We start from the raw sequence: 22,714 nt of genomic DNA, 5'->3' as shown, positions 1-22,714 counted from the left end.
TCGAAAAGGCGAGTATCAGGATGATACGAGTAGCGCCGTAGACACATTATGTGCTAAAGCGTGAGGATTGCAAAAGGAGTTCGCTCTAATTCCCCTTGCTAGGACGTATTCAAGATAGCTATTTTATTCCCCAAAGGTCAATACGTCCGAAACCTTGCCGAACTAAAATAGACCACAGCTTTAAACCGCCACAGCGTAATACTGGACTACCCGCCACGCTTTCAGCGTCGGCGGCGGCGGCGGGGGCGGCGCTATTGTGGCTTTGCCACAATAGCGCAACCCTAAGGAAAACGCCCCAACTTACGCGGGGGCTTTATTCTTTGTTATATTATCCTCTCAAGCACCGTAACCCCCTTCCGCACCCTAAGGATTAAGAACTAAACGCTAAAAGCTAAGGTGCGGTGCAAAGGCCAAAGCGGGTGTCGCCGGCACTGTCGCTGCGGACGCCGACGTAGCCGCCGACCGGGTAGACAACGAACTGGGTGCTACCTGTAGCGTCGCTTGCCCAGTAGTAGTGGCCGACTAATCCCGAACCAGGGTAGTACATGCCGCCCCACTCCGTGAAAAAGCCAGCGCCTATGTGACGCATGTAAAAATTACCTGATGAACTAGGTGCTGCGCCTGAAATAGAAGGATTAGCTTTTCTGACCGCATTGGTTAAATCTCTTACCCGTGACAAACGATAACCCAAACTATTACACCATGCTAACTGTTCACTATAAAAGCCCGCGTGCATCTCCCGATTGACGAACCACTGCTTTAACACAAATCCATATTTTACTACCTCATCACCGGTATTAATATCTCTACCCACTAACTCAAACGTCTGTGGTAACTGTGGCTTAGCAATTGGGTTAGGATGAGGATTATCCCGTTGATTGCTTGCCTCTGGACCTGTTAGCGTTACGCGAGCTACAACTCCCCTATCTTCATAAGGAATCAACCACTCATGAGCGTCAACATTTGTCACTGTTGCAGTAATTCCCTCATGCGTGACTGGTTCCCATTTCAATTCATTTATATCTACTCCACTTATGAGTAAATCAAAATATAAATTATCCGCACCTGTAGTCGGGAAATTGAGGTCGTATAATTCAGGATTGATAGATTGAACTAAAAAGCCCTTCTTAAGATTCCATATGTCAGCTGGACCTGCATATTTATCACCATCATAAGCTTCAGATAGATTCGGCCTTACATAGTTGACAAACATAGATGAAGGCAAAATTATTGCATCGCTACGATTATTATGTATTCGACTAGTTTTGCTAGTTAATGCCTGCAAATTCAATGAATGTAGCATTAATAACAATACCAACAAGATTTTTTGGGTTAATTTTGATAATGATTTGGAAGATATAAATGAGCTTCGTATAAAAACTCGTCGAATAGGATTATTTAATAAATTTAAGACATAGGTTTGCCAGTGCCTTGTGCCTTGTGCCTTGTGCCTAAAATGGTACTGCATTTCGTTTTACCTGTCAAGTAATATTTTGTTTTATTTGAATTTTTATGTTTATTCGCTTATTTAATAAGCTCATTTTTCTAAAACGATGAAAGTATAGCCGTTTAAGGGATGATTGACTAGTTTTTTAGCGGACTTTTTTGTAAAGAAATGTAAAGATAAAAACGATTGGCTTTATAGATAGGTGAATTTTTTAATTAAAATAGGGTGTTAGCTTTAGGACTTTTTAACTTTTGCGGAATAATTAATATTGCTGATAACATCTAAAACACAAACACGCCCAACAGCTCAGTTTGGCGTGCTAGCTTTACTTCGTTATTGGCACATTTTGACGCTCTAATAAAGCAAGCATATTAGCATTGGGGTGCTATCGATTTGTTTTTTGCTCTAAAATTGCTCAGGTAGACTATTAATTTTATTGAAGTTTTTTGTTAAGCTCCTAGATTGCATTATGAAGTGTAATTCGTCTTAACGCTTAGAATAAAAAGCGACAGGGCTTTTAAACTTATGCCGTTTTCTTGTGTGTAAGTTCAATAGATATTGTGTATAGTTATAAATACAAAAATCTAGTATCTTTCCTTCCTAGAAAGGTGATTATAATACATAGCAATCTTCAAACTGTGGTGGTGCGAAGGTGCTAGTATAAATCACCTTTCTACTTTCTTCACTCCACCGTGTTTAAAATTGCACTTCATGTTTGAATCCAGGAAAAACAAAATAAAAACCTTAGTAAAATCAATATACTTTCCAACCGCTTTTTGACGTAATTTTTAAATAAACTTTTCATCAAAACAAAAAGCAAAGTATTAACGAAAAAAACACAATTTATTTGAGCAATGTATCACAAATCTAGAATGTCAAATAACCAATTGTTTAATTAAAATGTACTCTGCAACTATCGTGATAGTTACCAAGACAATATTATGCAAAATTGGGGATTTTCATTACTAGAACTGTTAATAACTATTTGTATTAGTGCTATTTTAGTCACAATAGGCGTTGAGCATTGGAAAGAGCAACAACTGCGTAATGAATTAGCTTATACAACCAAACAGCTAGCTTATTTTTTATATGAAGTTCAAATAAAAGCATCAAGTAAAAATAAAAATTATATTATTCATCAATTTACATCACCTTGGTGCATTACAATTACTAATGATGAAAAACCCACCTCGTGTAGTGAAGGAGTACTTTATTTTATCAAACCGGATAATTCTGTTGAAATTAGTCAATTATCAAACAATAAAAGTGCTTTGATTTTAGGTCGACGCAACTTAGCACAAACAATGTCTTTTCAATTAAAAAATAAGGCAGGTACCAGTAGGATTTTTATTTCTTTGCTTGGACGTATTCGATTCTGTGCGGAAAGCAGCTATATAACAGGTCTACCACCATGTTAAAAGCATCTGGATATTCCTTATTTGAAATGCTTATTAGTTTAATATTATCAAGTCTAATTTTTATGGGTATAACCTCGTTTTACATTCAATTACAAACAAGTATGATGCAATATTATCAAAAAACACGTTTACAACAAGCAATTGAACTTGGATTAGCTGGTATGAAAAAAGACATAAGACGAGCTGGTTTTATTGCTAATGACCCAAAGAAAATAACAGCTAAAGCGATTAAAATCGATAAACAAGGAAAATGTATTGTTCTTCGATACGATAGCGAAATTCGCAATTCTTGGGTTTGGAACAAATTTACCCCTATGAAGTCAGATGTTTTTACCTATCGCTATAAAGAAAACAATATAGCCTATAAAACAGGAGCAATAGATTGTTTTGGAACTAAATGGGAAAACTTATTTGATTCAAACGAAATCAAAGTAACCGATTTTACAATAAAGCAGCTACCCTATGCCATTAGCCTATCTGTTACAGCTGAATTAAGAAAAAATAAACAGATCAATTATCACATAACTGAAATAATCAAAAATGAAAACCAGTTTTAAAAAAATTTATACTTCCTCTGGATTTAGCACTATTTTAATGGTAATTATTTTGATGGTTGTAGGATTGGTGCTATTAATTGGTTTTAATTTACTTATTGTCTCGTGGCAAAAAAACATCTTAATGGAAACCCAATACTATCAACAATTTAATCAAGCTAGTTCATCTTTAACTTGGGCAATAACTCAAAATTGGCAAACTCCTAAAACCAATTGGCATTGTATGACTGAACCCACTTATCAATTAAAAGCATGTATAAAAAAATCTTTATTAAGAATTGATAAGTATGTGTTAGTAAGGGGTGAAGCTAAAGATTTTTATTTATATACCCTCGCACATTTTGATAACAATCGATTGATTGTTGAAAAAGGTCACTGGCTCGATTATTGCCCAGAAAAAAAGGCTATTTATTGTGAATAACAAAAAGAAAAAAATAGCTGGCTTTAGTTTAATTGAAGTTATGATAGCAACGCTATTATTTTCAATTATTATGTTAGGATTTGTTAATTACCAACAAGCATTGTTTTATAAGCATCATTACTTTACAAACTACTTACATGCCAACAAAATTGCTTTCCAGCTACTTGATAGCTACCCTTATACCACAAATCAAATTATTCCTTCTGGTTGGCACTATAAGCTCACCAGTAAAACTTATAATGCCCAGTGTAAAATAGTTGTTATAACGGTTAATGCACCTAACAAACAAGTTGCCGAGCAGCAACGATTATTTTGTAATTCACTCTAAATATTTACAAATTAAATACCATTCATTCCTCTATCCAGTTATGTAGAAGTTGCAAAACTTGTGGTGTTTTTTCTGCATGAACATTATGCCCAGCATCTTCAACTACTTCAATTTTTGCATTAGGAAATTGTTCGAAAATCACTGGATAAGTTTCATTTGTAATATAAGAAGAGTTACCTCCCCGAATAAATAACGTCGGTTTTAACCAAGGTGAGATATTTTGCCAATCGCAAATATGACCATATTGTGAATTGATTGCTTCAATATTGAACAACCATTTATCATTTTTAAACGATTTTAGTAAAAAAAGAATGGTTGGCATGTTAATACCTACTTGTTCCATTAAATTGACGATCTGCTTTTTATCGGTAATTTGGTTATCAAGGCAATACATTAACACTCTTAAAATAGTGGCATTAGCCGAGCGGTGATATTTTATAGGCGCAATATCGATAGCAACAATTTTTTGGATAGAATCTGAAAGCATTTGCGATAATTGCAAAGCAACCTTCCCGCCCATTGAGTGACCAACTAAGATTATATCTTTTAATTTTAAATCATAACAAAGTTCAACCAAATCTTCAGCCATAGCTTGATAAGTTATCTTATCAGACCAAGGAGAATGCCCATGATTACGAAGATCAACTTGCACGGTTTGATAATGCTGCTCAAAATTTTTCGCTAGCATATTTAAATTATCTAAACTACCAAACACCCCATGTAAAAACACTATCGGTTGTCCATCACCCTGTAATTTATAGTTTAATTTCATACTCTAATTCGACCAATTATTTTAAGTAGCATTATTATACGTCTATTTTCAATACCATCACCGATTAATTCAATAACCACAATTTGCATAAATATGATAGAATCTGACACCAACTTTTTAACTAGTGTTAAGCATATGTTTCAAAATAACCCTCTACTTGCACAATTAAAACAAGAACTCCATGAACAAACACCACGCGTTGAAGGCACTATTAGAGCTCATGAAAAAGGATTTGGTTTTTTAGATGTTGATAATAAAAAAAGTTATTTCATCCCTATTGCTAAAATGAAAAGAGTTTGCAATGGTGATAAGGTATCAGGGACAGTAATAAGTAATAACGAAAAAGAGTCTTTTGAACCTGAATTATTAATTGAAAGTGCATTGCAAAAATTTATTGGCAAAATAGGCTTTCAAGATCGTGCAATGGTTATTTATCCTGAAAATATGTCAACTAATCTAGCCATTCGTTGCAAAATAAACAAGCAAGTTAGCGAAAAACTAAAAGAAGGCGATTGGGTTGTGGCAACGCTTGTTTCTCACCCTTTGCAAGAAGAACGAAATCAATTTCTTGCCGAAATTGTTCGTTTTGTTGCTGAAAGCAACTCACCTTATCAACCTTGGCTAAAAACGTTAGCGCGCTACGATTTAGAAACTCACGCCCCACAGTTCGATTCATTATCAATTAACGGTACTGAACTTGATAACCGTCAAGATTTAACCGATATTAACTTTTTCACCATCGATAGTGAAGATACAGAAGATATGGATGATGCAATTGCGATATCAAAAGGTGAACAAGGAGATTATCAATTGACGGTTGCCATTGCCGATCCAACCGCTTATGTATTACAAGATAGCGAACTTGATCGTATTGCCAAAATCAGAAATTTTACCACTTATTTGCCTGATTTTAATATCCCTATGCTACCCAAAGAGCTTGCCAATGATTTATGTTCATTAAAAGCAAATCAAAAACGTCCAGCAATGATATGTAAAATGAGTATTGACGAAACGGGCAATATTAATAGCGATGAGATCACTTTTATACCAGCTTGGATTGAATCAAAAGCTAAATTAGCTTATAACAATGTTTCTAATTTTTTAGAAAATAATGATGATTTAGAAACTAACAATACAATTATTAAACAGCAACTTAAACATTTAGCTGACTTAGCAAAAATCCGCATGACATGGCGGCAAAATCATGCATTAGTTTTTAAAGATAATGGAGATTATCGTTTTGAACTTGATGAAAACCGCCAAGTTAAATCAATAATTAAAGAGTCTCGTCGGATTGCTAATCAAATAGTAGAAGAAGTCATGGTTTTAGCTAACCAAGCTTTAACACTGCAATTAAAAAATAAAATTGGTTTTGGAATTTTTAATATTCATTCAGGTTTTGATAATAAATATATTGAACAAGTAGTGACTTTTTTAAATGACAACGGAATCACTGAATTTGATAAAGAATCATTATTATCTTTCGATGGCTACGTAAATTTGCGTCGTTTAATCGACAACACTCCATTTTTGTCCACAAAACTTCGCAAGTTCCAAAGCTCTGCTGATTTTTCAACTGAACCTAAGCCACATTTTGGTTTGGGATTTGATGCCTATGCAACATGGACTTCACCAATACGTAAATATGGTGATATGGTCAACCATCGATTAATCAAAGCATTTATCCGATCACAAGAATTAATCGCACCTGATAAAGATCAATTAAAAAACATGAATGAAAGACGCAAAACATTACGCTATGCAGAACGTGATATGGCCGAAAACCTTTATGCTCAATACTTATCAAATAAAGTAGGTGAAAGTTTTTCTGCTGAAATTATCGATATCAATCGTGGTGGGGCTCGAGTTCGTTTATGTGATATAGGTGCTTTTGCATTTGTGCCACTTTCAATGATTCATTCAGTCAAGGAAGAAATTATCTCGTTACCTGAAGAAGGAATCATCAAAATTAAAGATGAGGTTTGCTACAAACTTGCTGATACTATCTCTGTTGTTATTCACCAGGTTAAAAGTGAAAATCAATCAATTATTACAAAATTAGCCAACAATTAAAGAATAAAAGAAAATTATTCTTGCTTGAATTTACAGATTTTTTGCTGTTATTTCCCCCCTGATGTAAATCTGGGGGAATAATTAAGACTTTATGATATTTTTAATATCAAACCTCTTTTTCTTATTAAAAATATCTGTTATTTTTCGGGACTAGAAATAATGAATTAATCATTAAAATGAACAATAATTCAGGGAGACTATAATGTCAATTCATGGACACGAAGTATTGCATATGATGAATGGAAACAATTATACCGAATCTTCTTTACTTGATGCTATCAAAAGCAAGTTTGGGGAAGATGCCATATTTCATACTTGTTCAAAATCCAACATGAATGCCGAGCAACTAATCGCTTTTTTGAAAGCAAAGGGAAAATTTAAACCTTCAGTTGATCATGAAACTAGATTTACAGTCGATAATAAAAAAATATGCAAACATTAGAAAAAATTGGCCGTATATAAAGTACAATTTTTATAAATTTAATTTAATCTGCTAGTGTTTTTTAAATTAATAAGAGTATATAATTTTGCGCTACACCAATAATCGTTATAAGTGGCCGTTGTTACTAATAACGTGACTAAATTAGGGGCAAATTTGCTCGCTTTAAAATTAACCTAAAGAATATGCTCATGGAATTTGATAAATGAAAGTAAGTAATATCCTTATATGCACCTTTGTTGCTATTCTTGTTACAAATTGTGCAAAAAAAAATTTACCTTTAAAAAATAATGAACCAATTTCCGAAACAGAGCAACTATCTCTATTAAAACAACAAACTGAAACTAACGACCCTTATGTTGTTGATGCTAAAAATAAATTAATTCGGTTTGTTGGTGATAAAAACTTCGATAACTACATTATTAAACAAGGTATTCTAAATTGTAAAGGCGATAATAACCTCTCCTCTTGCGTATTGAATTTTTATTTAAATGAACTATATAAATTAAAGTATCATGTGCAACTCAAAAAAGTAGTTGAGGAAAACCAAGCCGAACATAATATGGAACTAAGTAAAATAAAAGCAACTGAAAACAATATAAAAAGTTATTGCCAGTATTCAGCTGATTTCGTTGCGGCAATTTATACAAAAGATAATGCAAAAATAACACAATATTTTCGACCACAATTTAGAATGTCAGAACAAGATATATCATCCTTAAAAGCAAAGATTACTAAAGATGACTATTCTTACTTCCTAATAAACGAAAATCCAAGCATTCTTCAAGAAATGAAAGTGGATTATGTTGAGAAATGCTTAGATGATCCAAAAAACAATATTATCAATTATTTCAATATTTTTAGATAATACTAACGCGAGTTTTTTATGTGCAATTTATTTCCAATTCGTAAGTTTAATAAAACTTTAATTTGCAAGGTGCTTTGCTTAGCTTCAGTTACTTGTATTAGTTTTTCTACATGGGCTTTTTCACTTGATGATGTAGTTGAAAAAGCTGAAAAACTATCTAAAAAGGCTTATGTTCAGCCATCTAAAAATATTCCTAATGAATTAGCATCTTTACAATTTGCTGATTACCAAAAAATTCTATTTAATCATAAAAAAGCTTACTGGGGTGATCAAAAAAGTCGTTTCAAACTTGAGTTTTATCATGAAGGGATGTACTTTGATGTTCCAATAAAGATTAATGAAATTGTTAATAACCAAATAACTCCAATACAATATGATCCTAGCTATTTTGATTTAAGCCAGATTAATCTTGATAAACTAGATACTAAAAATTTGGGTTTTGCTGGTTTTAAAGTCCATTACCCAATTAATAACCCAACAAAAACCGACGATGAAATATTTTCAGCTCTTGGTGGCAGTTATTTTCGTGCGGTAGGTAAAGATCAACGCTATGGTCTTTCGGCAAGAGGGCTTGCTATTAATACTGGAGAAATGTCTGGTGAAGAGTTTCCACGTTTTAAAGAGTACTGGATTGAAAGGCCAGAACCAAATCAAAAACATTTAGTTATCTATGCATTACTTGACTCACCAAGCGTAACTGGTGCTTATAAAATTACATTGATTCCAAGTATTGATACTACTGTTACAGTTCAAGCTAAGGTCTTTTTCCGAGATTCTGTAAAAAAACTTGGCATAGCCCCACTAACCAGTATGTTTTTATTTGGGCCTAATCAACCATCACCATTGTTAAATTATCGACCTGCAATGCATGATTCTAATGGACTATCAATTTTAGCAAATAATAACGAATGGATCTGGCGTCCATTAAATAACCCTAAACGTCTATCTTTTTCATCATATAGTTTAGAAAATCCAAAAGCTTTCGGCTTAATTCAGCGTGATAAAGGTTTTGATGATTATCAAGATCTTGACGATCATTATGAAAAACGACCAAGCGTATGGACTGAAATTTTAGGCGATTGGCAAAAAGGACGAGTCGAATTAGTTGAAATCCCAACAGCAGACGAAACTAACGATAATATTGTCACTTTTTGGGTGCCAGAAAAACAATATAAAGCTGGCGATGTGCTTGATATCAAATATCGATTACATTATTCATTACATGAATTACAGCGTTATCCTAATAATATCGCAAAAGCTATTAGTACCCGATTATCGCTAGGTGATATAAAACAAGCTAATTTAATTCGTAAACTTGATGGATCTAATGCGTACGTGATTGACTTTGCTGGTTCTTCATTATCAGAAAATGACCCAGTCAAAGTAGTTTCAAGTATTACTAATGGCTCTATTGTAAGCAGTGATTCACAGTACAATCCAATAATAAAAGGATGGCGTGTAATTGTTAGATTCAACGTCCAAGATAGTAAAAAGGCAACGGATATTCGTGTACAACTCGCTTCGCAAGCAACCAATGAAGTGATTTCTGAAACTTGGAGCGGGCAATACCCAGCACAATAGTAATGTAATAGTTATTATTATAAGATAAAAATATGAAAAAAGATTACTTTACAAATCTACCTGATGCTGAAGCTTGGCGTCAAAAATATGAAAATAATACAACACCACCTGATGATGTTGAGTTCTTAAAATATCGCTTAAACCAGATTGGCGATACTGGTTCTTTTATTGATGCCCGAAAACAACAACCAAGTTATCCCGAAGTTGAACGCGTTCCAATTCAACCTCAAATCTGGAGCCAGCGCTATATTGCTAAGTCAAAACATAATTTTAATATTCTAGCTATAATTCGACGCTTTATTATGTTTGCACTCATTGTTGTACAAACATACTATGGAACCACTTATCTATCTTCTTTATTACCATACCAAAGTTGGCAAAAAATCAATTTTATGACTAATTGGGATATCAATCCTGAATTAGCCATCTACAGCATAATACCTTATATTATACAAGGAGCGATTATTATCCTGTTTGCTATTTTATTTTGTTGGATCTCTATTGGATTTTGGACCAGTATTATGGGACTAATTTTAGCCGTCATGGGTAAAGACCGTTACACTATTCCTATTCCCAAGGATCCAGCATCACATATCGACGCAAAACATCGAACCGCTCTTGTTATGCCAATTTGTAATGAAGATGTTGCTCGAGTATTTGCTGGGTTACAAGCAACTTATCAGTCCTTAGTCGAAACAAGCCACGCAGCTTATTGCGATTTTTATATATTAAGTGATACTAACGATCCCGATCTATATGTTAACGAACTTAAAGCTTGGGCTGAATTTAATGCAGCAAAACAAAACAATGGTTGCAACGTTTTTTATCGCCATCGCAAACGTCGAGTAAAACGTAAAAGCGGTAATATTGATGATTTTTGTCGTCGTTGGGGGCATCAATATGAATACATGATGATCCTTGATGCCGATAGTATCATGACAGGTGATTGTATTTTAAAAATGATCGCCATGATGGAAATGACACCTAAAGCAGGTATTTTACAATCACCTCCAAAATCAGTCAGAATGACTACGCTTTATGGTCGTATTCAACAATTTGCCAACCAGATTTATAGCGATATATTTTGTTCTGGTACGCACTTTTGGCAATTAAGTGAAGCACAATATTGGGGACATAATGCAATGATTCGCTTAAAGCCTTTTATTGAGCATTGCATATTATCGCCATTGCAAAAACGTAAAGGTCCAATTCATATCTTATCGCATGATTTAGTTGAGGCGACACTTATGCGTCGTGCTGGTTATGGCGTCTGGATTGCTTATAATATAAATGGAAGTTATGAAGAACTTCCTGGTAATATGATTGAAGATTTAAAACGTGATAATCGCTGGTGTATGGGTAATTTAATTAATTTAAGACTAATCTTCAAGAGTGGTATTAAATTGACCCATCGTTTAATGTTTGCAACTAGTGGCATGGCTTATATTTCGTCATTATTGTGGCTGGTATTTTTAATATTCTCGACACTATTATTATTGGTGTTTAATATTTCTGAGCCTCAATATTTCTTCCAACCTAACCAATTTTACCCTACTTGGCCAAGATGGGATGAACAATTAGCCATTCAGCTATTATCGACCACAATGGTTTTACTGTTTGCCCCTAAATTCTTCAGCTACGGTATTATTATAGCCAGAACTGGAGCAAAAGATGTTGGTGGTATATTTAAATTAACCTTATCCATACTTATTGAAATGGTTTGGTCAATGGTTCTGGCTCCAATTCGCATGATCTTTCATAGTAAATTTGTACTAAAAGCATGGATGGGTAGTAAAATACAATGGAAATCACCATCCCGAAGTGACGATTCTTTAACATGGGGTGAATCATTTTATTTTTGTTGGCCACTTTCATTATTAGGTATTGTCTGGTTAGGTGTAATTATCTGGTTAAATCCACAATTTACTTATTGGTATATAGCCATATTGATACCTTTAACCATTTCGCCTTTAGTAATTAGAGTATCTGGACTTTCAAGTATCGGTATGAAGGCAAAAAAATTAGGACTATTTTTAACTCCTGAAGAAACGCACCCTGCAAGAGCGGTTACTCTTACAGGCGAATATTTAATAAAAACCGAAACTGCATTTATTGAACATGGTTTTATTATGGCATTGGTCGATCCTATATATAATGCGCTAACTTGTGCTTTATCGACTTCAAGACATAGAGTTAATAATAAAAACCAACAAAACCGCAATGAGCTTATTGAACAATACCAACACATAGACTTAGAAAAAATGAGTAAAGAAAAGCAATTAGCTATTTTAGAAGACCCAATTATTCTTTCCGCATTACATCGTTATATTTGGCAACAACACGAAAAATACGACAATTTGTTCTCAATATGGCAAAATGAACGCCAGCAATAAGAAATAGGGCTTTTGCCCTATTTCACTTCTTTTTAGTAATTAATCAAAATCCATGGATATTTTTATGACTTGGCAACCTTCTGCACCTATAAATAATTTACTTAAGCGCGCAAAAATCGTTTCTCAAATTCGTCAATTTTTTGCTGATCGCTGTATTTTAGAGGTCGAAACACCTATTTTAAGCCAATATGCTGTAACAGACGTACATTTAAGCTCTTTTCACACTAAGTTTTTAAAGCCTGGTGAAATTGACGATCAACAAGGGCGAAATATGTCATTGATTACCAGCCCTGAATATCATATGAAACGCTTACTAGCAGCTGGTAGTGGTCCAATTTATCAAATGTGTAAATGTTTTCGTAACCATGAAGAAGTCAGCCGTTATCATAACCCTGAGTTTACAATGTTAGAATGGTATCGCATTCAATTTGATATGATGCAAATGATTAATGAAGTCGATGACCTATTACAAACTCTTTTAGATTGTGAATCAGCTGAACGCATCTCTTATCAAAAAGCATTTCAACGACATCTTAATATTGACCCTTTGGAAGCCGATCACGCAACCTTAGCTAATGCAGCAAATCAGCTTGATATCGGACTTAATACAGATAATTATGATAAAGATGGATTGTTACAATGCTTATTTACTTTCGGTGTTGAACCGCATATTGGTCAAGACAAACCTATTGCTGTATTTAACTTTCCATCATCACAAGCTGCATTAGCCGCTATTAGCCCAGAAGATCATCGTGTAGCTAGCCGTTTTGAGTTCTATTACAAAGGTGTTGAACTTGCTAATGGCTTTAAAGAATTGACTAATGCACAAGAACAACGAATGCGTTTTGAACAAAATAATTTAGATCGTACTAATCAAAACCTACCAGCTCAGAGTATTGACATTGAATTATTGGCCGCTATGGAAGCTGGGCTACCTGATTGTGCTGGAGTTGCTGTCGGATTAGACCGTTTAATTATGCTTGCTCTAAATTGTAATAGCTTGAATGATGTAATGTCATTTACTTTTGAAAGGGCCTAATTATGTTCAATGCTTTAGGATTAACCGAATGGATTGCCATTATTATTGGGATTGTTGCCTTAATCTTATTTGTGTTTGTTATAAAATCTCAATCAACAATTAATAATTTACAGCAACTATTCGATCTACAACTAATTCAAAAAAAAGAAGAAAACCAAACTTTAATAATTCAAGTAAAACAACTTGAGTATGAATTGGAGCAGTATCGACAACAAAATTTAGAGCAGAATGTTAAAATTAGCGAACTCAAAACGCGTTTAGAAGAAACGTTAAGTGCAACACATGAACGACAAACCATACTAGAACAAAGCGAACAACGGCTTACGACTCAGTTTGAAAACCTAGCCAATCGTATTTTCGAACAGAGTGGCAAAAAGATTGAACAACAAAATAAGCAAAGCCTTGATTTTTTACTTTCGCCACTAAAAGAGCAACTAGAAGGTTTTAAAAAACAAGTGCAAGATAGTTTTGGACAAGAGGCAAAAGAACGTCACACACTGACGCATGAAATCCGTAACTTGCAACTACTTAATGAACAAATGAGTAAAGAAGCAACCAATCTAACTAATGCGTTAAAAGGTAATAACAAAACCCAAGGGAATTGGGGGGAATTTATTCTAAGTCAAATTCTGGACAATTCAGGATTACGTTCAGGTTATGAGTACGAAACACAAGTTAATCTAACTAACGAAAGCAATCAACGATTACAACCCGATGTCATTGTTCACTTACCGCAAGGGGGTGATGTAGTTATTGATTCAAAAGTGGCCTTGGTTGCCTACGAACGCCATTTTAATAGTGATGACGAAAACGTTAAAGCAAAAGCAATGGCCGAACATTTAACGGCTGTGCGTAACCATTTAAAACAACTTAGTCAAAAAGATTATCATAAACTTATTGGAATTAATTCATTAGATTATATTTTGATGTTTATTCCTGTCGAGCCAGCATTTTTAAGTGCAATAGATAATGACCCAACATTAATTAACGATGCTCTGAAAAGTAATATTATGATAGTAAGCCCCACTACTTTATTAGTTGCATTACGAACTATCCATAATTTATGGCGATTTGAATATCAAAATCGTAATGCTGAACTTATTGCCGATAGAGCAAGCAAATTATATGACAAAATGCGTGGCTTTGTTGAAGATATGGAAAATCTGGGCAGTTGTTTAGACAAAGCTCAACAAACCTATCAAAATTCCATGAACAAATTATGTAAAGGTCGTGGCAATGTAATTGGACAAATTGAACGATTTCGTGAAATGGGTATCGAAGTTAAAAAACCGATTAATCCAGATATTACCTTATTATCAATGGATGAATTGAATAACGAAAATGAGAGTAAATAAACAAAACCTAGATTCACGATTAGGGGAAATAAGTGTATACTCATCGCACGCAAAGAGGAATTGAATATGGCAAAAAAGCAAGACAAAGAAGTAAGTTTCGAAGAGACACTTAAACAGCTCGAAACCATTGTAGCTCAATTAGAAAACGGTGATCTACCATTAGACGAAGCACTAAATGAGTTTGAAAAAGGGATTAAATTAGCAAAAGCAGGACAAAAACAGTTACAACAAGCTGAGCAACGCATTCAGATTTTATTATCTGAAAATAGTGACGCTGAACTGTCAGAATTCTCAAATGATGATAATGAATAGTTTAAAACCATTACAAGAACGAATTGACTCGTTTTTAACTACCTATATTTCACAAATTGAATCATCTCAACTTCAACAAGCAATGAGCTACAGTTTGTTGGCTGGTGGAAAACGAATTCGACCTATTTTAGTCTATTTAACGGGACAAATGTTCAATTGCCCCCTTTCTAAGTTAGATGAAGCCGCTGCTGCCATTGAATCAATTCATACTTATTCATTAATTCATGATGACTTACCTGCAATGGATAATGATGACTTACGCCGAGGCAAACCAACCTGCCATATCCAATTTGGTGAAGCTCAAGCAATACTTGCCGGTGACGCCTTACAAAGTTTAGCCTTTTCAATGCTAGCAAAAAGTAAATTAATCGATGCTGAAACTAAAATTAATATGATAACTGAACTTGCCCATGCCAGTGGCGTTAATGGCATGTGCCTTGGTCAATCGCTTGATTTACAGGCCACACATCAATCTATTAGTCTTGAACATTTGCAAAAAATACATTGTTATAAAACAGGAGCATTGATCAAAACGGCTATCCGCTTGGGTGCTTTTGCATGCGGTGAAATAGCTAAACCTTATCAGCTAATACTTGATCGCTATGCTGAGGCAATTGGGCTAGCATTTCAAATTCAAGACGATATTTTAGATATAATTGGCGAACAATCTATTATGGGTAAACCCCAAGGTTCAGACCTTACTCATGAAAAAAGTACATACCCTGTATTAATTGGGCTAGATAGCGCAGTAAAACTAACCCAGCAACTCTATCAGCAAGCTATCGATAGTCTAAAACAAATACCTTATAATAATCAGCCATTACAGGAACTTGCTGGTTATATTATTAATCGCAATAGCTAATAACTAGCTAAAATACAACATTACATAATGAATTTAGATAATTACCCTTTGTTAAAACAAATAAACTCGCCTGAGGATCTAAGGTGTTTTCCTCAGTCACAGTTATCGTCTATTTGTCACGAGCTTAGACAATATTTACTCGCATGCGTAAGTCAATCAAGTGGTCATTTAGCATCGGGACTAGGTGTGGTAGAATTAACAACAGCCTTGCATTATGTTTATCACACACCTTTTGATAAAATTATTTGGGATGTTGGTCATCAGGCTTACCCTCACAAAATTTTGACTGGTCGACGAGACCAAATGCTCACTATTCGTCAAAAAGGGGGACTTCATCCATTTCCTCATCGTAATGAGAGTGAATATGATGTACTAACCACAGGTCATTCTTCAACTTCAATTAGTGCAGCACTTGGCATTGCAATTAGTGAACAAAAAAAACAATCCGGCAAAAAAGTAGCCGCTATTATTGGCGATGGAGCATTAACTGCTGGTATGGCATTTGAAGCAATGAATCACGCTGGTCATGTTAAGCCCGATATGTTAGTGATTGTCAACGATAATGATATGTCAATTTCTGCAAATACTGGTGCACTTAACCAACATCTAACTCAAATCTTATCAAGTAAAGCCTATACATCTTTTAGGGAAAATGGCAAACGTATATTAGCTAATATTCCACCATTAAAAGAACTTATAAAAAAAACTGAAGAACACTTAAAAGGATTGGTCACACCGGCTATCTTATTTGAAGAACTTGGATTTAATTATATAGGTCCTGTTGATGGACATGATATTAATGGATTGGTCGCAACTTTACAAAAAGTTCGCCAATTAAAGGGTCCACAACTGCTTCATGTAATAACACAAAAAGGCAAAGGCTACGCACCAGCTGAAAAAGATCCGACTTTATGGCATGGCGTACCAAAATTTAATCCAAATGATGGTATATTACCTACTACTCCAAAAGTTGCGCCAACATATTCGCAAGTATTCGGCGATTGGTTATGCGAAATGGCGCAAAATGATAAACGTTTAATGGCAATAACCCCAGCAATGGGAGAAGGTTCAGGTATGACAAAATTTGCAACTAGTTATCCTGACCAATTTTTTGATGTTGCAATAGCCGAACAACATGCGGTAACCCTTGCTGCTGGGTTTGCAATTAGTGAATTAAAACCTGTTGTAGCTATTTACTCAACTTTTTTGCAACGCGCTTATGATCAAGTGATTCATGATATTGCTATTCAAAACTTACCCGTATTGTTTGCTATTGATCGTGCAGGAATTGTCGGCGCCGATGGTGAAACTCACCAAGGTGCATTTGACTTAAGTTATCTACGCTGCATACCCAATATGGTCATTATGACACCGAGTGACGAAAATGAATGTCGACAAATGCTCTACACAGGCTATTTACATAATGGTCCTGCAGCAGTACGTTACCCACGTGGTGAAGGCACTGGAACGCCATTAATCCCATTAACAGCAATTCCTTTAGGGCAATCTAAATTGTGCCGGCAAGGTGAAAATATTGCTTTACTAAATTTTGGCGCTTTACTTACCGAAGCTTTACAAGCTGCAGAACAAATCAATGCTACAGTTATTGATATGCGTTTTGTTAAACCATTAGATGAAAAAGTCCTTTTGCACATTAGCCAAACTCATAATATACTTGTCACCATCGAAGAAAACAGTATCAAAGGCGGAGCAGGTAGCGCCGTCTGTGAATACTTATTATCGAAAAAAATAAAATGTGATATTTTAAATATTGGACTCCCTGACAAGTTTATTTCTCAAGGCTCTCAAAGCGAAATAAGGCAAGAAATAGGACTAGATAAAAAACACATTATCGATAAAATTAATCGTTTTATGAATCAATAGGTTAAATATGGAAACTCAAGCTGTCACTATTCAAATTTTTGGACGAACATTAAAATTTAATTGTCCTGTTGATGAAGTCGACGCACTTAACAATGCCGCAAAAGATTTAGATGCGCGCTTAACAAATTTACGAGAAAAGTCTCCACATGTTGGCAGTGATCAACTTATTATGACTGCAGCTCTAAACATTTCTTACGAACTCTCAAAAGAAAAAGAAAAAAGCAATGAATTTGGCGATCGGTTAAAAATGTTACAACAATTACTCGATTCTGCCCTAAATCCTAATAATTAACTACTTGAATTGTAAATTTAATACAAATAGTATTGTATGATCCGTCAAATTTTGTATTATAGCATACGACTCTGAGATGATCGCCATATGGGTTAGTCCCCTGAGCCGATATTCTAAACTTAAGAACGGAGTGACTTTTAATTGGTGTGTATGCCTTACTTGTAAGGAAACCTAAAAATTAAAACACAATGTTCACCTTGAACCTTGGGTTCAAGGGTTACGACCCTAACGACATCTTGGAGCGCTCTTTTACTTTTAAACAACAGTAAAACTGATGAATATAAGGCAAATCATTCGTCAAAAACGGCGACAATTATCTTCCAGTGAACGAGACATTGCACAACACGCTATATATCAAAAAATTGCCTGTCACCAAGCGATTAACAAAGCAAAAAATATTGCCATATTTTTATCATTTGATGGCGAAGTCGAAACCCAACCTATAATTAACTATTTATGGCAACAAAATAAATCTGTCTATTTACCTATTATTCACCCTTTTTCCTCTAAACATTTACTCTTCTTAAAATATACTAGCCAAACTCAACTTATAAAAAATAAATTTGGTATATTAGAACCAAAGTTAAATGTATTAAATGTACTTCCTTACCATCAACTCGACATTGTTTTTACGCCACTAGTTGCTTTCGATCAACGAGGTTATCGTATGGGAATGGGGGGTGGATTTTACGACCGATTACTAGCAAATTATCAAACTCAACAAATTTTACCAATTGGACTTGCTTTTGCTTGCCAAAAAGTCCAACATATTGATAACAAACCTTGGGATATTCGATTGCCCGAAATTATTTACGCTTAAGTTTACTGAAGACAATTTAAAAATTGTCAAAATTTTTATAGTTATCAAAGAATAAATGATTTAGTGTATTATTTCATTAAGAACCTTTAATTTAGAAGTATACAAATTAATAAATATAAATTAGATGTTGAGAGTTTAAATATATTTTAATGTATGAAGGACACCCAATATCCAACTTTTTACTATGCACTACCGTCCCATATATATGTTTTAGTAATTTTAAATTCAAAATTAATTGATTATTTTAATTTACAAAAACGCTTTAATATACTAGAAAGGAGTGTTGCAATGTCAGAAAAAAAAGAACTAACCACCAATAACGGTGCCCCAATAGCCGATAATCAAAACTCTCGAACTGCCGGTCCCCAAGGTCCTGTGTTGATAGATGATTTTCAGCTTATCGAAAAACTTGCTCATTTCAACCGTGAAAATATCCCTGAACGACGAGTCCACGCCAAAGGTTCTGGCGCACATGGTACTTTTACAGTTACCAATGATATCACCCAATATTCTTACGCTAGCCTATTTGCCAATGTTGGTAAACAAACTCCAATTTTTGCTCGATTTTCATTGGTAGGAGGAGAGAGAGGCTCATCTGATACAGCACGGGATCCACGTGGGTTTTCAGTCAAGTTTTATACCGACCAAGGCAATTGGGATATCGTAGGCAATAATACCCCCGTATTTTTTATTCGTGATCCACTCAAATTTCCTGACTTTATTCATACGCAAAAGCGTGATCCCAAAACTAATTTAAAAGATCCACAAATGATGTGGGATTTTTGGTCTTTATCGCCAGAATCACTTCATCAAGTCACTATATTATTTTCGGATCGTGGTATTCCTGATGGTTATCGTCATATGCACGGTTATGGTAGCCATACCTATAGCTTAATTAATAAAGATGGTATACGAACTTGGGTTAAATGGCATTTTCGAACCGAACAGGGGATCAAAAATATCCATCCTAAAAAAGCAACGGAAATAGATGGAACCAATCCAGATTCTGCACAAGAAGATCTATTTAAAGCCATTGAGCGAGGAGACTATCCAAAATGGCGGCTTTATATACAAGTTATGACTGAAGAGCAAGCCAATAACCATCCTGAAAATCCGTTTGATGTCACAAAAGTGTGGTCACAAAAACAGTTCCCATTAATCGAAGTCGGCGTAATGGAACTGAATCGTAATCCAGAAAACTATTTTGCTGAAGTTGAACAAGCAGCATTTGAGCCAAGTAATGTAGTTCCTGGAACGGGTTTATCACCAGATAAAATGCTTCAAGGTCGAATCTTTGCTTATGCCGATGCGCACCGCTATCGTATTGGTACTAATTATCAACAATTGCCGATCAATGCGCCAAAATGCCCAGTGCATAATTACCAACGCGATGGCGCAATGCGTTTTTATACCCCTGATAATGCCCCTAACTATGAGCCTAATAGCGTCGATAGCGCACCAAAACAACAACCACAATATGCCGAACCACCAATGCATGTACCTGCTGGCACAATGGACAGGCACGATCATCGTGTTGATGACGACTATTACTCACAACCACGCGCATTATTTAATTTAATGCACCCAGATCAAAAACAACTGCTTATAGATAATATCGTTGGCTCTATGAAAAATGTGAACCATGATATTCAAATCAGGCAGCTCAAACACTTCTACAAAGTGCATCCTGATTATGGTTCAGGCATTGCGAAAGGATTAGGCATTGATATTGACCTAATAAAAAGTTAGTACTAAAAATAACAATGCCGACAATTTTAGTCGGCATTTTTAATTATTGGCTGTAACTAATTACACAAATATAAATTGATTACGGTACAAAATTTATAAAAAATACTTCATTCATTTAGCAAAGTCCATTACATCAACTTTGAAGAAAGTCTATTTATATAATAAAAAATAAAACATTTTATAAAAGAGTATAAATAAGGATAAGATCACAACTTGTTAAAAAGCATTTAACGATCTAAAAAACAATATTTTTTTACTGAAACGTAGGGTTACCTGAAACTTTTTGACAAAATTATACTCATTGGTTTACTTAATTTTTTAAAGACAAATGAAAAATTCATGCTAATAAAAAAGATGTTTGTTAATATATTTTTACGATTGCTTTAATTAACCGTATTGAAATTAAATTAACATATTAATTTAATCTAAAATTTAAATATTTAGATAGCCAATACGATTATAACCATCTAAATTAGGTTCTGATAGCTAATTTTTGTTTAATTTCCATTGCATGACGCCTCTTTATTTATTTGATTGTCCTTGTGCCACCGCCTGCCACACTTTCTGCGTCGGTGGCGGGTGGCGGCGCGATTGTGGCTTCGCCGCAACAGAGCAACTCTAAAGAGGGATGGCCCCAACTCTCTCTGTGGGGGCTACATTCTTTCTTATATTGTCCTCTATTGGCACCATAAGCGCCTTCCGCACCCTAAGGACTAAGAACTAAACGCTAAAAACTAAGGTGTGGTGCAAACAGCATAATCGATGGCGCCATCGTGGCCGACGACCCAGCCGCCGTGCGAGTCGACATGGTACAGCCTGCTGCTACCCGGTGCGTTACTTGCCCAGCAGCCGTAGCGGACGAAGCCCGCATCAGGGTAGCTGAGCATTTCGCCCCACTCCGTGAAAAATCCAGCGCCTATGTAACGCATGTAAGAATCACCTGATGATGACGACGGCGTGGCGCCATCTACGCCATTTATACATGGGAAATTAAAATTTACACCACACTTCGTATTGGTTAAATCCCTTACCCTCGACATGCGATAACCCAAACCATTACACCATGCTAACTGGTCACTATAAATGTTCCATTCGTCCCCCCGATTGACGAACCACTGCCTCAACACAAACCCATATTTTACTACCTCATCATTAGTTTTTATATCTCTACCCACTAACTCAAACGTCTGCGGTAACTGTGGCTTAGCAATTGGATTAGGATGAGGATTGTCCCATTGATTTCTTGCCTCTGGACCTGTTAGCTTAACACGAGCGACAACTTGTCTCTTATCTTCTTTAGGAATCCAAATATCATTAGCTACAACATTTGTCACTGTTGCAGTAATTCCCTCATGCGTGACTGGTTCCCATGTCAACTCTTCTGGTTCTATTCCTGTTATAAGTAAATCAAAATATAAACCATCCATACCAGTGGTCGGGAAATTTAAATTGTATGATTCAGAATTGATTGATTGAACTAAGAAGCCCTTATCAGGACTCCATATGTCAGCTGGGCCCGCATATTTGCCGTTACCCAATTCTAGATTCGGCCTTACATAATTGATAACTGGCGACGGTATTACTATTGCATCACTACGATTACCTGCTCGAGCCTTTTTACCATTCGCCTGTACATTCCATGAAGATGACAATAACAGTGCTGATACTAGCAAAGCTGTTTTAGGTGATTTGAGCGATAATTTCGAAGATATAAATAAGTTTTGTGTAAAAACTCGTCGAATAGGATTATTTGATAAATTTAAGACATAAGTTTGCCAGGCCTTATGCCTAAAAGGGTACTGCATTTCGTTTTACCTGTCAATTAATATTTTGTTTTATTTGAATTTTTATGTTTATTCGCTTATTTAATAAGCTCATTTTTCTTAAACGATGAAAGTATAACCGTTTAAGGAATGATTGACTAGTTTTTTTGGCGGACTTTTTTATAAAGAAATGTAAAGATGAAAACAGTTCAGCTTTAGAGATAGGTGAATTTTATAATTAAAATAGGGTGTTAGCTTTAGGACATATTGGCTTTTGCGGAATGATTAATATTGCTAATAACATCTAAAACACAAACACACCCAACAGCCCAGTTTGGCGTGCT

The 22,714-nt window shown here is 35.0% G+C and carries 20 protein-coding genes and 1 other RNA gene; 18 read left to right on the top strand and 3 right to left on the bottom strand.

Features of this window, described 5'->3' with window-relative positions; translation table 11 throughout:
* Window positions 1-391: 391 nt before the first annotated feature.
* Window positions 392-1,468 (bottom strand): hypothetical protein, encoded by a 1,077-nt coding sequence (locus A9G25_RS04225; RefSeq protein ID WP_141674995.1) that lies wholly within the window; start codon window positions 1,466-1,468, stop codon window positions 392-394.
* Window positions 1,469-2,388: 920 nt separating this feature from the next.
* On the opposite strand from A9G25_RS04225, the gene A9G25_RS04220 reads away from it, so the two are divergent.
* From A9G25_RS04220 to A9G25_RS04205, 4 genes are read left to right on the top strand one after another with little or no spacing between them, the layout of a single operon-like run.
* Window positions 2,389-2,865: a prepilin-type N-terminal cleavage/methylation domain-containing protein gene (locus tag A9G25_RS04220; RefSeq protein WP_065625868.1), complete on the top strand. Its 477-nt coding sequence runs from the start codon at window positions 2,389-2,391 to the stop codon at window positions 2,863-2,865.
* On the top strand, window positions 2,859-3,422 hold the full coding sequence (locus A9G25_RS04215) for a prepilin peptidase-dependent protein (protein ID WP_065625867.1): 564 nt from the start codon (window positions 2,859-2,861) through the stop codon (window positions 3,420-3,422). The genes A9G25_RS04220 and A9G25_RS04215 overlap by 7 nt, the downstream gene beginning before the upstream one ends.
* A complete protein-coding gene (locus tag A9G25_RS04210) occupies window positions 3,406-3,840 on the top strand; it encodes a DUF2509 family protein (protein WP_065625866.1) in 435 nt (144 codons plus the stop codon). The genes A9G25_RS04215 and A9G25_RS04210 overlap by 17 nt, the downstream gene beginning before the upstream one ends.
* Complete coding sequence (locus A9G25_RS04205; RefSeq protein WP_065625865.1) at window positions 3,833-4,168, top strand: prepilin-type N-terminal cleavage/methylation domain-containing protein; 336 nt, start codon at window positions 3,833-3,835, stop codon at window positions 4,166-4,168. Before A9G25_RS04210 ends, A9G25_RS04205 begins: the two co-directional genes overlap by 8 nt.
* 22 nt (window positions 4,169-4,190) lie before the next feature.
* On the opposite strand, the gene A9G25_RS04200 is transcribed toward A9G25_RS04205, so the two are convergent.
* Window positions 4,191-4,940: an alpha/beta fold hydrolase gene (locus A9G25_RS04200; RefSeq protein WP_065625864.1), complete on the bottom strand. Its 750-nt coding sequence runs from the start codon at window positions 4,938-4,940 to the stop codon at window positions 4,191-4,193.
* 135 nt (window positions 4,941-5,075) lie between these two features.
* On the opposite strand from A9G25_RS04200, the gene A9G25_RS04195 reads away from it, so the two are divergent.
* The 14 genes from A9G25_RS04195 (at window position 5,076) to A9G25_RS04130 (ending at window position 20,607) form a co-directional block, all read left to right on the top strand.
* Complete coding sequence (locus A9G25_RS04195; RefSeq protein WP_065626002.1) at window positions 5,076-7,013, top strand: exoribonuclease II; 1,938 nt, start codon at window positions 5,076-5,078, stop codon at window positions 7,011-7,013.
* A 202-nt stretch (window positions 7,014-7,215) separates the two neighbouring features.
* Window positions 7,216-7,455, top strand: a complete 240-nt coding sequence (locus A9G25_RS04190; RefSeq protein WP_065625863.1) for a YecH family metal-binding protein — start codon at window positions 7,216-7,218, stop codon at window positions 7,453-7,455.
* A 202-nt stretch (window positions 7,456-7,657) separates the two neighbouring features.
* Entirely contained in the window at window positions 7,658-8,320 is a 663-nt protein-coding gene (locus tag A9G25_RS04185; protein WP_065625862.1) for a hypothetical protein, read from the top strand.
* Window positions 8,321-8,338: 18 nt separating this feature from the next.
* The gene (locus tag A9G25_RS04180; protein WP_081297140.1) at window positions 8,339-9,901 is read left to right on the top strand and encodes a glucan biosynthesis protein G; all 1,563 of its coding nucleotides are present in this window, start codon (window positions 8,339-8,341) and stop codon (window positions 9,899-9,901) included.
* Window positions 9,902-9,933: 32 nt separating this feature from the next.
* Window positions 9,934-12,294: a glucans biosynthesis glucosyltransferase MdoH gene (gene mdoH, locus A9G25_RS04175; RefSeq protein ID WP_065625861.1), complete on the top strand. Its 2,361-nt coding sequence runs from the start codon at window positions 9,934-9,936 to the stop codon at window positions 12,292-12,294.
* A 64-nt stretch (window positions 12,295-12,358) separates the two neighbouring features.
* On the top strand, window positions 12,359-13,333 hold the full coding sequence (gene epmA / locus A9G25_RS04170) for an elongation factor P--(R)-beta-lysine ligase (protein ID WP_218057531.1): 975 nt from the start codon (window positions 12,359-12,361) through the stop codon (window positions 13,331-13,333).
* Window positions 13,334-13,335: 2 nt separating this feature from the next.
* On the top strand, window positions 13,336-14,688 hold the full coding sequence (rmuC, locus tag A9G25_RS04165) for a DNA recombination protein RmuC (RefSeq protein WP_065625859.1): 1,353 nt from the start codon (window positions 13,336-13,338) through the stop codon (window positions 14,686-14,688).
* A gap of 66 nt (window positions 14,689-14,754) precedes the next feature.
* Window positions 14,755-15,000: an exodeoxyribonuclease VII small subunit gene (xseB, locus tag A9G25_RS04160; protein WP_034910657.1), complete on the top strand. Its 246-nt coding sequence runs from the start codon at window positions 14,755-14,757 to the stop codon at window positions 14,998-15,000.
* On the top strand, window positions 14,963-15,862 hold the full coding sequence (ispA, locus tag A9G25_RS04155) for a (2E,6E)-farnesyl diphosphate synthase (protein ID WP_442903081.1): 900 nt from the start codon (window positions 14,963-14,965) through the stop codon (window positions 15,860-15,862). Before xseB ends, ispA begins: the two co-directional genes overlap by 38 nt.
* Window positions 15,863-15,889: 27 nt before the next feature.
* On the top strand, window positions 15,890-17,746 hold the full coding sequence (gene dxs / locus A9G25_RS04150; RefSeq protein WP_065625858.1) for a 1-deoxy-D-xylulose-5-phosphate synthase: 1,857 nt from the start codon (window positions 15,890-15,892) through the stop codon (window positions 17,744-17,746).
* A gap of 7 nt (window positions 17,747-17,753) precedes the next feature.
* Entirely contained in the window at window positions 17,754-18,038 is a 285-nt protein-coding gene (gene zapA / locus A9G25_RS04145) for a cell division protein ZapA (RefSeq protein WP_034910649.1), read from the top strand.
* 65 nt (window positions 18,039-18,103) lie between these two features.
* Window positions 18,104-18,284: non-coding RNA, 6S RNA (gene ssrS / locus A9G25_RS04140), on the top strand.
* 28 nt (window positions 18,285-18,312) lie between these two features.
* Window positions 18,313-18,858, top strand: a complete 546-nt coding sequence (locus tag A9G25_RS04135) for a 5-formyltetrahydrofolate cyclo-ligase (protein WP_065625857.1) — start codon at window positions 18,313-18,315, stop codon at window positions 18,856-18,858.
* Between the two features lie 288 nt (window positions 18,859-19,146).
* Window positions 19,147-20,607, top strand: a complete 1,461-nt coding sequence (locus A9G25_RS04130) for a catalase (RefSeq protein ID WP_065625856.1) — start codon at window positions 19,147-19,149, stop codon at window positions 20,605-20,607.
* A gap of 734 nt (window positions 20,608-21,341) precedes the next feature.
* On the opposite strand, the gene A9G25_RS04125 is transcribed toward A9G25_RS04130, so the two are convergent.
* Window positions 21,342-22,412 (bottom strand): hypothetical protein, encoded by a 1,071-nt coding sequence (locus A9G25_RS04125; protein ID WP_065625855.1) that lies wholly within the window; start codon window positions 22,410-22,412, stop codon window positions 21,342-21,344.
* Window positions 22,413-22,714 lie beyond the last annotated feature (302 nt).

Origin of the sequence: Gilliamella sp. Bif1-4, from assembly GCF_001690535.1 — a bacterium.
Lineage (GTDB): Bacteria > Pseudomonadota > Gammaproteobacteria > Enterobacterales > Orbaceae > Gilliamella > Gilliamella bombi.
The sequence above is the reverse complement of the archived record's forward strand: the minus strand, read 5'-3'. Positions and strand labels throughout refer to the sequence as shown.